Raw genomic sequence first — 13,274 nt, forward strand, 5'->3', positions numbered from 1 at the left:
GTGTTCACCTCCGTTGGGGTGGCATCTCAGAATATAATTCTAAGGATATACCAAAACGGAATATTAAGTGAAATGCTCTTTTCCTATGCTCGCGATACCCCTGATGCATCAACCAGGCAGTCGCGCCCAGCCTGCTTTGCGCAGTAAACCCGCTCGTCAGCCAACCTTATGAGCGGGTCAGGTGAGGCCGGAATCGCACCCAACTCCCCTATAGCAGCAATACCGGCGCTGACTGTCAGTGGCAATGTGCGGCCTTCAAAAACAAAATCGTGATCGCGCACCCGGCGAATTATCCGGCTAACCGTGTCTCGAACATCCGCCTGGCTGACACTGCTGAATGCCACAACAAACTCTTCCCCGCCAAATCGCGCGACAACATCAGTCTCTCGGGTCTGTTCAATGAGAATATCGGCAAACCGGCGCAAGCAGAAATCACCCGCCAGGTGTCCGCCGGAATCGTTGATGTGTTTGAAGCGGTCGAGATCAAACATTGCCAACGTAAAATGTTCACCGTAGCGACTGGCGCGGCTGAGCATTTCATTCAATCTGGGCATCAGATAACGGCGATTATGCAAGGTCGTCAAGGGGTCACGAATAGACTGATTGAGCAGTTCACTCTCCAGACGATGACGCTCAAGCGCCCCGGAGAGCAAGCCCGATACAATGATAAGAAGGTCTGCCTGATCTTCACGCCAGGTTCTCTTGCGAAGAGAGTCAACGCCAAAAAAGCCGGTAACAAGTCCACGAACGCGGACAGGTACACAAAACATCGAACAGACACCCTGCTGTTCCAGTAAGCTGCGCTCAGGCCCATCGGGTAATTGTTCTAACGCTCCAACAAACACGACCCGGTTGTCACTCACCATTTCATTGATCTTGGCTTGCCACCAGTCAAAGTCGTCAGTTCGCACATTTCGCTGAGAGTCTATGAGAGACGGTACGCCCGGGGAACACCATTCGTGAGTGTTATTCATAACACTGTAGTCTGACGAAAACTCGTACACATATGCCCGGTCTACGCCAAAGAAGCTACCTATCGTCTGCAGCAGCTCGGAAATGCACTGATCGATCGTTCCAAAGCTCAGGTTGATAAACTCCGTGGATAAGGTCGCTATCAACTTCTGGAAATCTGCCTGAAAGGCCGACTCGGCCTCCCGCTCTCTGAGGGTGTGCTCAAGTTCTTTGTAGTGCTGGATATTGTAAAACTGCCCGTACCAGACAGTACTCCCGTCGGCTTGACGCTCGGAGATTGCGTGGGTTTCAAACCATTCATAGTGGCCGGCGAAAACTTTCAGTCGAGCCTGACATCGCCAGGGCGTGAGCGTTTTGGCGGACTTTTCAATACTGGCGGCAACACCGTCCATGTCCTCAGGATGAATCATAGAGAACATCGCATCAGCATTTTCTCGCAGGGTACCTGGGTCAAGCCCAAGGATGCTTTTTACCTGTTCACTGACAAACGGGTACCTTCGAGCCTTACCGTCCGCGCTCAGCCAATAGGTAAAGAAAACACAGGGAACGCCCGCAGACAGCTTCTTGAAACAACTGTATGCGTCTGTGTAACTCGGCCCCTGATCGGACTGTTTTGTCATGAGCCACTCGCCTTCCCGGCATGAATCGACTGGGTTTGAAAAAAGTGTAGCCCACAGTGCTATGTTCAACTACATCAAACCAGTGCCTTCCTGTATGAATTACGTAAGCGCAGTGCTTCTGACCGGAACAGCGGCATTGATTAAAACCTCCTATCACACTCATTGGAATATGCTTATTCCATAATCTGATAAATGATTTATAGTCACTCCATCAACCACCGAAAAGGAGTACGACCATGGAACAATCTGACAACCCTGTATTCGGCTTGCCTCGCCTGAACGAGCGCGCACCTGATTTCAACGCCCCAACAACTGACGGAGTCAAAAACCTCGACAGCTATAAAGGCAAATGGTTAGTGCTGTTCTCACACCCTGCCGACTTTACCCCGGTCTGCACGACTGAATTCATGGCCTTTGCGAAAATGGCTCCGGAATTCAACAAGCGCAACTGCGAACTGCTGGGCCTGTCTATCGACAGCCACCACTCGCACATTGCCTGGATGCGTAACATCAAGGAAAAGTTCGGCGTCGAGATCCCCTTCCCGATTATTGCCGACCTTAAAATGGATGTTGCCCGCGCTTATGGCATGATTCACCCGGGTGCCGCAGATACATCGGCAGTACGCGCAACGTTCATGATTGACCCGAACGGCGTGCTCAGAGCAATGGTGTACTACCCGATGAGCAACGGCCGCTCGATTCCCGAGTTCCTGCGTCTGCTGGATGCGTTGCAAACCAGTGATGAAAACGGCGTAGCCACTCCGGAAGGCTGGCAGCCAGGCGATCGCGTTATCGTTCCGCCCGCAGCCACTGCAGCAGAAGCGGACAAGCGCGTTAGCTCTGAAGAGTACGACTGTGTAGATTTCTACTACTGCACAAAGCAGCTTTAAGCGCCAGATAAAGCACTTATAGCAGCAAAACAGTCCTCCCTGGCCCATCCGTGGCCGGGGAGGATTATTCAATCAGGAAAAATATCCTGAGCCATGATACCTTCCCGACTCTCCCGTTAGCTGGCGCTTCATCGCCCGAGGAAACACCCTCAGCTGAACAGAGTCCCTTATGCCCACTGAACCCAGACTGATGACCAACGAATGGCAGGCCTTCTGGCTGGCCGTTGGTTTTCTTACCCGCATTCCCATGCCGGTGCATATTAACTACTCCCAGAAACTCATGAACCAGTGCAGTCTGTACTTCCCCCTGGTTGGTTTATTCCTGGGCACGCTTTATGCCGGACTGTTTGCCCTGCTCAGCCTGGCCTGGAGCCCGCTGGTATGCGTTCTGCTAGTGCTGTGCTTCCACCTGTCCATTACCGGCGCCTTCCATGAAGACGGCCTGGCAGACAGTGTGGATGCCCTTGGTGGTGGCTATACCGTTGAGAAACGCCTGGAGATCATGAAAGACAGCCGCATCGGCACCTATGGCACCGTGGCTCTGGTGATGGCGCTGGGCCTGAAAGCCGCACTGCTGCTAGATGCCAAAAGTATCTGGTTGGCGCTGTTGGTAATGCCCGCCATCAGCCGTATAACCCCACTGCTGCTGATGTCATTCATGCCCTATGTAACCGACCCGGATAAAAGCAAAAGCAAACCCGTGGCGGAAGGCTTCTCGCGCAAACGTTTGCTGGCCAGCTGTGTGTTTACTGTGTTGGTCGCGGCTATTTTCAGCCTCTGGCTACCGGGGCTCTGGCTGGCCGCACTCACCGCAGTCGTTTCCGTCGCTCTGCTATGGGGCTGGTACCTGCAGCGACAATTGGGCGGTTACACCGGCGATGCACTGGGAGCCAGCGTCGTGTTTTGTGAGCTGGTGCTATTGATGGGTATGTAAGCGATTTGAATCCTAAAGCAGGGTTTTAGCTCTCCACCGAGCAGGACAGGATGCGCGACAACTGGCTGTACGGCAGGCCCGTTTCCTGTTGCCATTCAGTGAAAGCTGCCTGCGCTTGCTGAAGACCTTTTTTGCTCGTGGGTGAAGCGTCCAGACGACCTGCCTGGCGAAGCCCGGCAATCACATCGTGAGACAGAATAAAACCATCCCAGCCAACACGGCGTAGAAAATACTGCGCACTGTTACCGCCCAGGCGGGCCCCGTTGCGCTTAAGCCAAATCAACAATCCGGCCTGGTCTTCTGATGGCCATTGCTTGAGAAAAGCACCGAAGCTGCCGTGTTCGCGCGCCGCATCCATTATCATGCGGGCATTTTCCGGCACAGTCCTAATTTTCTGCATATTGCGCACAATACGCTCATCGCTGGCCAACGCTTCCAGAACATCCGGTGGCACCTGTTGCCAATAAGCGGGCACAAAGCCGTGAAAAGCCGCTTCGAAACCGGCCCATTTGTGATCAATCACCCGCCAGACAAACCCGGCTTTGAACACGCAACGGGTGATCTCTGAGAGATACCGGTCATCGGTTCGTGCTTCCAGCTCTGTATCTGGTCTCGGCTTTGGCAGCAAAGCGTTCAGCGCATCAAGACCACCCTTGCGAGCGATCGCTCGTTCATGAATTTCTGTAAAACCCATAGAATCTCATCAGCTTCAGTGTTTTTAGTCTCCGGACAACTAACTAAGCTATCCAAACCCGCGCAGATCCAACAACAAGAGCGCATCCGCATCAATAGTGACCTAACTCAATTTCAATTCGTTATTCCTCAACTATCCTTACTATTGACCGCCCGAAAATAGCGCTCTCTCCTGTTCAGACACAAGCCTCAAGACCCGCCTTCAGGAAAGGCATCTTTAAAAGGGCATATGGATCCTTATCGCTGTAAATCAAGGAGAACTATTGTGACTGGCAATAACCGCTCCGCAGAAACCCCCTCCGACAATCAGTTAAACAACCCTGAGCAGGATCTGGCATCACGATTTCCCACCGCTTACACCATCCTGTTTCTGTTGATCATCCTCGTTGCAGGTCTTACCTGGATCATACCTGCCGGCCAGTACGACCGGACGATGAACGAAGAGGTCGGGCGTGAAGTCGCCGTGCCCGGTACCTATCAGACGGTCGACCCCAACCCGCAGGGCTTTGTGGACATAATGCTCGCGCCCACGGGCGGCTTCTATGACCCGGACAGTTATGCGGCCAATGCTATTGATGTCGCCCTGTTTGTGATTTTCCTGGGCGGGTTCCTCGGTGTAATGAACGCAACCGGCGCCATCGATACCGGCATACGCAGTGCCATGCGTCACCTTAAAGGCCATGAAATCTGGATGATCCCGATACTCATGTCTTTGTTTGCGATCGGCGGCACAACCTATGGCATGGCCGAAGAGACCCTGGCCTTCTACGCCATTCTGATCCCGGTGATGATGGCAGCCGGATACGATGCGGTAACCGGCGTAGCCATTATCCTGATTGGTGCCGGTGTCGGCGTGCTGGGGTCTACCATCAACCCGTTCGCCACGGTTATTGCCGCCAACGCCGCAGGCATTCCGTTTACCGATGGCATTATCATCCGTTTTATCCTTCTCATCGGCGGGCTATTGATCTGTGCGGCTTACGTTATGCGTTACGCCATGCGCGTCAAAGCGGATCCGTCACGCTCTGTGGTGGCAAAGCAGTGGGCTGCTCACCGAAGACTCTTTCTGGGCAAGCATGACGAGGGCATGCAGGATTCCACGCTCGACGGCACCCAGATAACAGCCCTGCTGATCTTTGCCGCTACCTTCGTTGTCATGATCTGGGGTGTATCGTCACAGGGCTGGTGGATGGCCCGCATGGGTGCTCTGTTTTTCGGTGCGGCCATTGTGATTGGCATCATCGCACGCCTTGGTGAGAAAAAACTTACCAGCAGCTTCGTTGACGGGGCCCGGGACCTTCTGGGGGTAGCACTGGTTGTAGGGCTTGCGCGCGGCATTGTGGTAATCATGGATCAGGGCATGATTGCCGATACCATCCTGCACAGCGCAGAAACCTCGCTCGGTGGGTTGCCTGAACTGGCGTTTATCAACCTGATGTTCTGGATAGAGGTCGGCATGAGCTTTTTCGTGCCGTCCTCCTCGGGGCTGGCTGTATTGTCCATGCCTATTCTGGCGCCGCTTGCCGATTTCGCCAGTGTGGGGCGCGACCTGGTTGTGACGGCCTACCAGTCTGCCAATGGCCTGGTAAACCTGATCAACCCCACCTTTGCAGTGGTGGTCGGAGGCCTCGCGATTGGCCGCGTGTCCTATGATCGCTGGCTCGCCTTTATCTGGCCTTTGTTATTGATTCTTACAATCTTCATCACACTGGTCATCAGTGCCGCAGCACTGATTTAGTGGAGGGTAAAGCCATGTCTGAACATACTCTCGGGGTGCATTCCGAAACTGGCACCCTGCGACAGGTCATTGTCTGCCGCCCGGGGCTGGCACACCGGCGGCTGACGCCATCCAACTGTGATGCCCTGCTTTTTGACGACGTATTCTGGGTCAAGCAGGCCCAGAAAGATCATGACGTCTTTGTCAGTGTGATGCGCGAGCACGGCGTCGAGGTACTGGATGTTAACGAATTGCTGGCGCAGACGCTGGACATCCCGGAGGCTCGCAAATGGATTCTGGATCAACGTATTACCTGGAACCAGATTGGCGTTGGGATGATTTCCGACTTGCGCGCCTGGATGGATGAGCTTCCTGGCAGCAAACTCGCGGAGTACCTTATCGGCGGGCTTGAAGTGGCTGACCTGCCTTTCGACCCGACGGGGCTTTTTGGCAACCACCTGGGGCACTACGGCTTTGTATTACCGCCTCTGCCAAACTACCTTTTTACAAGAGACAACAGTGCCTGGATCTACGGCGGTGTCACGCTGAACCCCATGTACTGGTCCGCCCGCAAGCCCGAAACCCTGCTGATGGCCGGCGTATACAGGTTCCACCCGAAATTTGCCGGCAAGGCCGATGTGCTCTGGGGCGATCCGACACAAGAGCATGGGCTTGCGACACTTGAAGGCGGTGACATCATGCCCGTCGGCAATGGCACTCTGCTGGTGGGCATGGGCGAGCGCTCCTCTCCCCAGGCTGTCGGGCAACTGGCCAACGCGCTCTTTGAAAAAGGCACTGTGGAACGGGTAATTGCCTGCCAGATTCCGAAATCCCGGTCCGCCATGCATCTGGACACTATTTTCACTTTCTGCGGTGGCAAGGTTGTCACCACTTTCAAGGAAGTGGCAGATGAAGTGATCTGCTATGACCTTCGCCCCGGCGAAGGGGAAAAACATCTGACTTTCCGCCAGGACCCAAGGCCGCTGTTTGATGTGGTTGCTGATGTACTGGGGTATCAATCCCTCGACATTGTGCCCACCGGCGGGGAGAGCCCCGCCGAGCGAGAACGGGAGCAGTGGAACGATGGTAATAATGTGCTGGCCCTAAGTCCCGGCGTGGTGGTTGGCTACGACCGTAACGATGACACCAATGCAGCGCTTAAAGCCGCCGGCATTGAAGTTGTGGCTATTCCCGGCGCCGAACTGGGGCGTGGCCGAGGCGGCGGGCGATGCATGAGTTGTCCGACTATGCGCGACCCCATCTGACCACACAGGGCTCAATCACCATGGCTTTCAACCTCAAGAACCGACATTTTCTGACCCTGCGGGATTTTTCACCGCAGGAAATCAGCTTTCTGCTCAAGCTATCCGCAGACCTGAAAACGGCCAAATACGCCGGCACCGAGATTCCTCAGCTCAAGGGTAAGGAAATAGCCCTGATCTTTGAGAAAAACTCCACCAGGACGCGGGTCGGTTTTGAAGTCGCCGCTTACGACCAGGGCGCCAGAGTTACTTACCTGGGCCCAACTGGCAACCATATCGGGCACAAGGAATCTGTAAAAGACACAGCGCGAGTGTTAGGTCGAATCTACGATGCCATAGAATACCGGGGGTTCGGTCAGAAGATCGTCGAAGAACTGGCTCAGTATGCTGGCGTGCCGGTCTATAACGGCCTGACCGATGAGTTCCACCCCACCCAGATCCTCGCAGACTTCCTGACCATGCAGGAACACGCTGATAAACCCCTGCACCAGGTGGCTTATGCGTTCCTGGGCGACGCGGCCAACAACATGGGTGACAGCTTGCTCATCGGAGGAGCTAAAATGGGTATGGATGTTCGCCTTTGTGCCCCAAAAGCCTGCTGGCCACGCCAGCCTGTGCAGGACGAAGCTCATAGCATAGCCCGGGAAACCGGTGCAAAAATCACCATTACCGACGACCTGGATAGGGCACTCGGCGGCGTTGACTTCGTTTACACCGATGTCTGGGTATCCATGGGCGAGCCCAAGGAAAAATGGGGGGAGCGAATCAAGCTGTTAATGCCTTACCAGGTGAACGCTGACGTCATGGAGAAAACCGGTAATCCCAGGGTTCGCTTCATGCATTGCCTGCCGGCTTTTCACAACACCGAAACCACGGTAGGCAAGGAAATTGCAGAAGAATTCGGAATTGATGCCATGGAAGTTACTGAAGAGGTTTTCGAGAGCCCTGCATCCATTGTGTTTGATCAGGCTGAAAACCGCATGCACACCATCAAGGCAGTGCTGGTAGCCACGCTTGGAGCCTGATAGCGCACTGATGGTCGATTAAAGGATGCACCCTATGCTGATTGTTGCAGCTCTGGGCGGCAACGCCCTGCTAAAACGCGGTGAGCCACTCACGGCCAAAACTCAGCGCGCCAATGTTCGAACCGCAGCAGAATCGCTGGTCGGGTTGGTCCGTGCCGGGCACCAACTGGTTATTACTCACGGCAACGGCCCTCAGGTAGGCTTGCTGGCATTGCAAGGTGCGGCCTACAAGCCGGAGGAGGCCTACCCTCTGGATGTGCTTGGGGCAGAGAGCGGCGGCATGATCGGTTATATGATCGAACAGGAAATAGAAAACGCCCTTGGACATGATCGCCCTGTGGCGACTCTGCTTACCCAGGTGGTGGTTGACCGAGATGATCCGGCATTTGCCAGGCCGTCCAAATTTATTGGCCCCGTCTATACTAGAAAGGAAGCAGAGGCCAAAGCTGCCGTTGCCGGTTGGCAGATTGCAGCCGACGGCGATAAATGGCGCAGAGTCGTGCCATCGCCTGCTCCCAAAGAAATTCCGGATATGCGCGTGCTGAAATTGCTGCTGGATCAGAATGTGATTGTGATCTGTACCGGCGGTGGCGGCATCCCGGTGCTGCGCCGCGATGACGGCAGTATGACAGGTGTAGAGGCTGTTATCGATAAAGATGCGGCCAGCGCCCTGCTTGCACGCCAGTTAAGCGCCGACGCACTGTTACTGCTGACTGATGTAGATGCGGTTTACAGTGACTTGCAAACACAAGCCGCGGTCCCGATTCGCCAAATCACGCCAGATCAGGCGCGGAGGCTCGATATGCCGGCCGGTTCCATGGGGCCAAAGGTGACGGCAGCGGCTGATTTCGCGGAAACTGGAGGTATCAGCGGCATTGGTCGACTACAGGATGCCCTTGCCATTCTTGATGGGCGCGCAGGTACACTGGTTTCCAGAACAGCCACTGAAGGCTCATGACTATTCAGGCACATTCGTATGTCCGACCTGGTCTTTAACGATGCGAACCCCATACCCGAAACTGGCAGTCATGGTGTCGGCCAGGTTGTGAGCATTCGCGGGGGGGTCGTCGACGTGCTGTTTCCCGGCACAGCCCCCCGCATCCACGACCTCGTCCGCGCCGGCAAGCTGGACCTGGAGGTTACCTCACTACTCGACAACGGCGCAGTGCGCTGCATGGCCCTGGCGCCCGTGCGCGGACTGGGGTTAGGAATGCCTGTGCAGGCCACAGGTGCGCCTATTCAGGTTCCGGTAGGCGATACCGTGCTGGGCCGCATGCTTAATGTGTTTGGCGAACCCATTGATGACAAGCCGGCCCCTGCAGCGACGGTAAGACGCTCGATCCATCAGCCCCCTCCTGCACTGGAAGACCGCGTTGTCCATAGCGACATTCTCGAAACCGGAATCAAGGCCATTGATTTACTTTCACCCATTGAGCGCGGCGGTAAAACCGGCCTTTTCGGCGGCGCGGGGGTCGGTAAAACCGTTCTGATTACAGAGCTGATCAACAACACGGTTCAGCACTATCAGGGCGTGAGCCTGTTCTGTGGCATTGGCGAACGTTCCCGGGAAGCAGAGGAACTCTACCGGGAGATGGGTGACGCGGGTGTGCGAGACAAGACCGTCATGCTGTTCGGGCAGATGAACGAAGCCCCGGGCGTCCGTTTTCTGGTGGGCAAAACCGCGCTCACCATGGCAGAGTATTTCCGTGATGATCAGAAACAGGACGTACTGCTTCTGATCGACAATATTTTTCGTTTCGTGCAGGCGGGCTCCGAGGTTTCCGGCCTGATGGGGCGCATGCCTTCGCGGGTTGGCTACCAACCGACCCTTGCCACCGAACTGGCCTCCCTGGAGGAACGCATCACCTCGACCCGAAGTGGCGCGATCACCTCCATCCAGGCAGTCTACGTGCCTGCCGATGATTTCACCGACCCGGCGGCGGCGCATATTTTCTCGCACCTTTCTGCCTCAGTCGTGCTGTCTCGCAAGCGCGCCAGCGAAGGCCTTTATCCGGCAGTCGACCCGCTCGGCTCCGCCTCTGTGATGCTGACACCAGCGGTCGTCGGCCAGCGCCATTACGATATCGCCCGGGCAGTAAGGCGTACTCTTGCAGAGTATGAGGATCTGCGCGATATCATTGCCATGCTGGGCATGGAGGAACTCTCGGCGGCTGACCGGGCCACCGTAGCCAGGGCGAGGCGGCTCGAGCGTTTTCTTACCCAGCCGTTTTTTACCACTGGCTCTTTCACCGGCACCGGCGGCAAACGCGTGCCCATCAAAGATACTCTCGATGGCTGCGAGACCATTCTGAACCAGACTGAATTCACTGATAACGAAACCGACTACTATATGATCGGTTCGCTTAAGGATCTGGAGGCAAAATCATGAGCCTTGCCGACAGCATGCAGGTAGCACTGCAACTACCCACCCGCACATTATTTGAAGGCACAGTAAAGGAACTCTTTGCCACCGCAGAGAACGGCGCCTTCGGGATACTTCCAAATCATATCGACTTCGTAACCGCACTGGTGCCCTCCGTGCTCATTCTTACAACAGCCGGCGGCGAAGAGTTGTTTTTTGGCATTGACGAAGGTGTGCTGGTGAAAAAAGGCCATAGCGTGAATATTGCCATAAGGCGCGGTGTTCAGGGGGAGGACCTCAATTCACTGAACGAAACCATACGGGCAGCGTTCGTCGAAGTGGATGAGGAAGAACGTGTGGCCCGATCAGCGCTGTCCCGGCTGGAAGCCGGCATTGTCCGGCACTTTGGCGATTTGCGGAAACCAACGGTGTGAGTATGAAAAACGACCGTTCAGCAGAGCACATCCGCCGCAGTGCCGAGCGCATGAAGCAAGCACGCAATTCCCCGGGCGCCAGCCCTCTGCGGGGCCTGGGAGCGTTCGGCATCGTTGGCTGGTCGGTTGCCGTGCCGACAGTGGGCGGCGCATTCCTGGGTCTATGGCTGAACCGGGTAGCTCCGCAGGAATTTTCCTGGCCCATTGCGCTGATTCTCGGCGGCGTGGTGGTCGGCGCCATTATCTCCTGGAGCTGGATAAACAAAGAAGGGCCTGACCAGAAAGGTGACGAACAGTGATAACAGTCGACTGGCACGCAGTATTGTTGGGGTTCTCCGTGGGGGCTCCGGTCAGCGCCCTGTTCTTTGCGGGACTCGCCTGGGGCATGCGACATGCCCTGAACTCTGGAAGCCCCGCAACCTGGCTGATGATCAGTGCCTTCGGCCGAATTGCGATGCTTCTGGCCCTTGGCTTCTGGATAACTGCAATGGCCGGAAGTAACTGGGCCATAGCCGGCTACGCACTGGCTTTTTTCCTGATACGACTGATCGCTGTGCTTTGGGCCAGAACGGGCAGGTCGTCGGTCACCACTGAACAGGAGAGTACCTGATGCAACTGACACCGGATGAGGTCGTTGTTTTTACTCTTGCAGGATGGGAAATCAACGCCACCATCGTCAACACCTGGATTGTTATGGCACTTCTGGTAGGCACTTCCATGCTGGTTACCCGAAACCTGCGACCTGACGTGCCACCCAACCGTTGGCGCACCGCCCTGGAAGTGATTGTTAAGCTCATTCAGGGTCAGATTGAGGAAGTTACCCGAAACTCCGCACGACATGTTATGTATTTTTCCGGCACATTGTTCCTGTTTATTGCCCTATCAAACCTGATGCTGGTGATACCGGGGTTTTCGCCGCCCACGTCATCCTTATCCACAACCGCAGCTCTGGCTCTGTCAGTGCTGGTCGCCGTACCGGTATTCGGCATTGCCTCGGGCGGGCTGGGAAGCTACCTGAAAACCTTTATCCAGCCCTCCGTCATCATGCTGCCATTCAATATCATCGGCGAGTTCTCCCGGGGTATATCTCTGGCTATCCGCCTGTACGGCAACATAATGAGTGGTGCCGTTATCGCCGCCATTCTTCTGACCATCGCACCATTTTTCTTTCCCGTGGCCATGGACATGCTCGGGCTACTGACCGGAATGATTCAGGCATATATCTTCGCCATGCTCGCCACCGTTTACATTTCATCTGCTACCGCAGAGCCCACGCCTTCATCGCCAAAACACGAGGATAAACCATGACAGATCTCGCCATTATTGCCGCCATGTCCATTTTTACGGCTGGCCTGACCGTTTCCTTCGGCGCTCTCGGCCCGGCTCTCGGCGAAGGCCGGGCCGCCGCTGCTGCAATCGCCGCCATGGCCCAGCAACCGGATGCCGCGCCCACTCTGTCCCGAACCCTGTTCGTGAGTCTGGCAATGATCGAATCCACGGCCATCTACTGCTTTGTTGTCGCCATGATTCTGATTTTCGCCAACCCGTTCTGGGCCGCCGTGCAGGTTACCCCAGGAGGTTAGTACCAATCATGTCTATCGACTGGGTTACCGTTATTGCACAGATCGCTAACTTTCTGGTTCTGGTCTGGCTACTGAAACGCTTTCTCTACCGTCCAATTCTTGATGGTATTGATGCCCGTGAAGCCGAGATCACCCGCAGCATGGCCGAAGCAGGGGAGGCCAGGAAAAAGGCGCAGGCGGCTGAAGCAGACTTCCAACAGCAGCGCAAAAAGCTGTTATCTGACCAGAACGCAGTAGTCGAACGGGCACTGCGGGAATCGGAAAACCAGCGTGATGCCCTGCTGGCCGATGCACGTTCCAAGCTTGAGCAAGAGCAGAAGGACTGGCACAAACACCTTGAGCGCGAGCGCCAGAAGTTCATCGCACAACTGCAGCGTGCCGGTGAGGAAACCTTGTTGGAGCTGACCCGAAAAGCCCTTCGTGATCTTGCGGATGAATCACTGGAAGAAGCCATTGCTCGCCATATCAGCGCACGTTTGCGCCCCATAGCCCACGAACTGACAGACGCTGCCGGTGACAGCAAGGAAGCCGTAACCACCACACGCGCTCCCTTGCCGGAGGCCGCACAACAGCAGTTACAGGCCGACATCAAGAGTTTACTGCCAGCCATAACGCTGCGCTTCGAAACTAACCCGCAACAGGCACCGGGCCTGGTTCTGCGAGTCGGCAGCGCCCAGATAGCCTGGACGGTCGACAGCTACACTGAGGCATTTGATGCACTATTAAGTGAACGTCTCGCCGCCGGCGCGTCTGGCCGGGTTCAGCCAGGTGACACCTGAGAG

The 13,274-nt window shown here is 55.7% G+C and carries 15 protein-coding genes; 13 read left to right on the top strand and 2 right to left on the bottom strand.

What is annotated here, in order from left to right:
- Positions 1–83: 83 nt before the first annotated feature.
- Positions 84–1,592, bottom strand: a complete 1,509-nt coding sequence (locus Q4606_RS11095) for a diguanylate cyclase (RefSeq protein WP_303596906.1) — start codon at positions 1,590–1,592, stop codon at positions 84–86.
- Between the two features lie 236 nt (positions 1,593–1,828).
- Here Q4606_RS11095 and Q4606_RS11100 point away from each other — a divergent pair, with 236 nt between their 5' ends.
- Together Q4606_RS11100 and cobS are read left to right on the top strand one after the other, a co-directional pair.
- A complete protein-coding gene (locus tag Q4606_RS11100; protein ID WP_303596905.1) occupies positions 1,829–2,482 on the top strand; it encodes a peroxiredoxin in 654 nt (217 codons plus the stop codon).
- Between the two features lie 169 nt (positions 2,483–2,651).
- Positions 2,652–3,416 (top strand): adenosylcobinamide-GDP ribazoletransferase, encoded by a 765-nt coding sequence (cobS, locus tag Q4606_RS11105; protein ID WP_303607550.1) that lies wholly within the window; start codon positions 2,652–2,654, stop codon positions 3,414–3,416.
- 25 nt (positions 3,417–3,441) lie between these two features.
- On the opposite strand, the gene Q4606_RS11110 is transcribed toward cobS, so the two are convergent.
- The gene (locus Q4606_RS11110) at positions 3,442–4,110 is read right to left on the bottom strand and encodes a DNA-3-methyladenine glycosylase I (protein ID WP_303607551.1); all 669 of its coding nucleotides are present in this window, start codon (positions 4,108–4,110) and stop codon (positions 3,442–3,444) included.
- Between the two features lie 264 nt (positions 4,111–4,374).
- Here Q4606_RS11110 and Q4606_RS11115 point away from each other — a divergent pair, with 264 nt between their 5' ends.
- The 11 genes from Q4606_RS11115 to Q4606_RS11165 are packed head-to-tail and all read left to right on the top strand — an operon-like array spanning position 4,375 to position 13,271.
- A complete protein-coding gene (locus Q4606_RS11115) occupies positions 4,375–5,847 on the top strand; it encodes a YfcC family protein (protein WP_303607552.1) in 1,473 nt (490 codons plus the stop codon).
- 14 nt (positions 5,848–5,861) lie between these two features.
- The gene (locus Q4606_RS11120; protein WP_303596901.1) at positions 5,862–7,091 is read left to right on the top strand and encodes an arginine deiminase; all 1,230 of its coding nucleotides are present in this window, start codon (positions 5,862–5,864) and stop codon (positions 7,089–7,091) included.
- A 20-nt stretch (positions 7,092–7,111) separates the two neighbouring features.
- Positions 7,112–8,113, top strand: coding sequence for an ornithine carbamoyltransferase (locus Q4606_RS11125; RefSeq protein WP_303597167.1), 1,002 nt, complete (start codon positions 7,112–7,114; stop codon positions 8,111–8,113).
- A 34-nt stretch (positions 8,114–8,147) separates the two neighbouring features.
- Positions 8,148–9,071, top strand: coding sequence for a carbamate kinase (gene arcC / locus Q4606_RS11130; protein ID WP_303596900.1), 924 nt, complete (start codon positions 8,148–8,150; stop codon positions 9,069–9,071).
- An 18-nt stretch (positions 9,072–9,089) separates the two neighbouring features.
- Positions 9,090–10,502 carry a F0F1 ATP synthase subunit beta gene (atpD, locus tag Q4606_RS11135; protein ID WP_303607553.1) on the top strand — a complete coding sequence of 471 codons (1,413 nt, stop codon included), beginning with the start codon at positions 9,090–9,092 and terminating at the stop codon, positions 10,500–10,502.
- Positions 10,499–10,909, top strand: coding sequence for an ATPase (locus Q4606_RS11140; RefSeq protein WP_303607554.1), 411 nt, complete (start codon positions 10,499–10,501; stop codon positions 10,907–10,909). Before atpD ends, Q4606_RS11140 begins: the two co-directional genes overlap by 4 nt.
- A gap of 2 nt (positions 10,910–10,911) precedes the next feature.
- Complete coding sequence (locus Q4606_RS11145) at positions 10,912–11,208, top strand: AtpZ/AtpI family protein (RefSeq protein WP_303597166.1); 297 nt, start codon at positions 10,912–10,914, stop codon at positions 11,206–11,208.
- The gene (locus Q4606_RS11150; protein ID WP_303596897.1) at positions 11,205–11,519 is read left to right on the top strand and encodes an ATP synthase subunit I; all 315 of its coding nucleotides are present in this window, start codon (positions 11,205–11,207) and stop codon (positions 11,517–11,519) included. Before Q4606_RS11145 ends, Q4606_RS11150 begins: the two co-directional genes overlap by 4 nt.
- On the top strand, positions 11,519–12,217 hold the full coding sequence (locus Q4606_RS11155; protein WP_303607555.1) for a F0F1 ATP synthase subunit A: 699 nt from the start codon (positions 11,519–11,521) through the stop codon (positions 12,215–12,217). Before Q4606_RS11150 ends, Q4606_RS11155 begins: the two co-directional genes overlap by 1 nt.
- Complete coding sequence (locus Q4606_RS11160) at positions 12,214–12,492, top strand: F0F1 ATP synthase subunit C (protein ID WP_303596895.1); 279 nt, start codon at positions 12,214–12,216, stop codon at positions 12,490–12,492. The genes Q4606_RS11155 and Q4606_RS11160 overlap by 4 nt, the downstream gene beginning before the upstream one ends.
- An 8-nt stretch (positions 12,493–12,500) precedes the next feature.
- On the top strand, positions 12,501–13,271 hold the full coding sequence (locus Q4606_RS11165) for a F0F1 ATP synthase subunit B (protein WP_303607556.1): 771 nt from the start codon (positions 12,501–12,503) through the stop codon (positions 13,269–13,271).
- Positions 13,272–13,274: the final 3 nt, after the last annotated feature.

The organism is Marinobacter sp. 1_MG-2023 (assembly GCF_030549045.1).
In the GTDB taxonomy this organism is placed as follows: domain Bacteria; phylum Pseudomonadota; class Gammaproteobacteria; order Pseudomonadales; family Oleiphilaceae; genus Marinobacter.

Bases quoted from the DNA above. Each gene is read 5' to 3' on its own strand.
- Q4606_RS11095 (WP_303596906.1), bottom strand. From the start codon at position 1,592: ATGACAAAACAGTCCGATCAGGGGCCGAGTTACACAGACGCATACAGT.
- Q4606_RS11100 (WP_303596905.1), top strand. From the start codon at position 1,829: ATGGAACAATCTGACAACCCTGTATTCGGCTTGCCTCGCCTGAACGAG.
- cobS (WP_303607550.1), top strand. From the start codon at position 2,652: ATGCCCACTGAACCCAGACTGATGACCAACGAATGGCAGGCCTTCTGG.
- Q4606_RS11110 (WP_303607551.1), bottom strand. From the start codon at position 4,110: ATGGGTTTTACAGAAATTCATGAACGAGCGATCGCTCGCAAGGGTGGT.
- Q4606_RS11120 (WP_303596901.1), top strand. From the start codon at position 5,862: ATGTCTGAACATACTCTCGGGGTGCATTCCGAAACTGGCACCCTGCGA.
- Q4606_RS11125 (WP_303597167.1), top strand. From the start codon at position 7,112: ATGGCTTTCAACCTCAAGAACCGACATTTTCTGACCCTGCGGGATTTT.
- arcC (WP_303596900.1), top strand. From the start codon at position 8,148: ATGCTGATTGTTGCAGCTCTGGGCGGCAACGCCCTGCTAAAACGCGGT.
- atpD (WP_303607553.1), top strand. From the start codon at position 9,090: ATGTCCGACCTGGTCTTTAACGATGCGAACCCCATACCCGAAACTGGC.
- Q4606_RS11140 (WP_303607554.1), top strand. From the start codon at position 10,499: ATGAGCCTTGCCGACAGCATGCAGGTAGCACTGCAACTACCCACCCGC.
- Q4606_RS11145 (WP_303597166.1), top strand. From the start codon at position 10,912: ATGAAAAACGACCGTTCAGCAGAGCACATCCGCCGCAGTGCCGAGCGC.
- Q4606_RS11155 (WP_303607555.1), top strand. From the start codon at position 11,519: ATGCAACTGACACCGGATGAGGTCGTTGTTTTTACTCTTGCAGGATGG.
- Q4606_RS11160 (WP_303596895.1), top strand. From the start codon at position 12,214: ATGACAGATCTCGCCATTATTGCCGCCATGTCCATTTTTACGGCTGGC.
- Q4606_RS11165 (WP_303607556.1), top strand. From the start codon at position 12,501: ATGTCTATCGACTGGGTTACCGTTATTGCACAGATCGCTAACTTTCTG.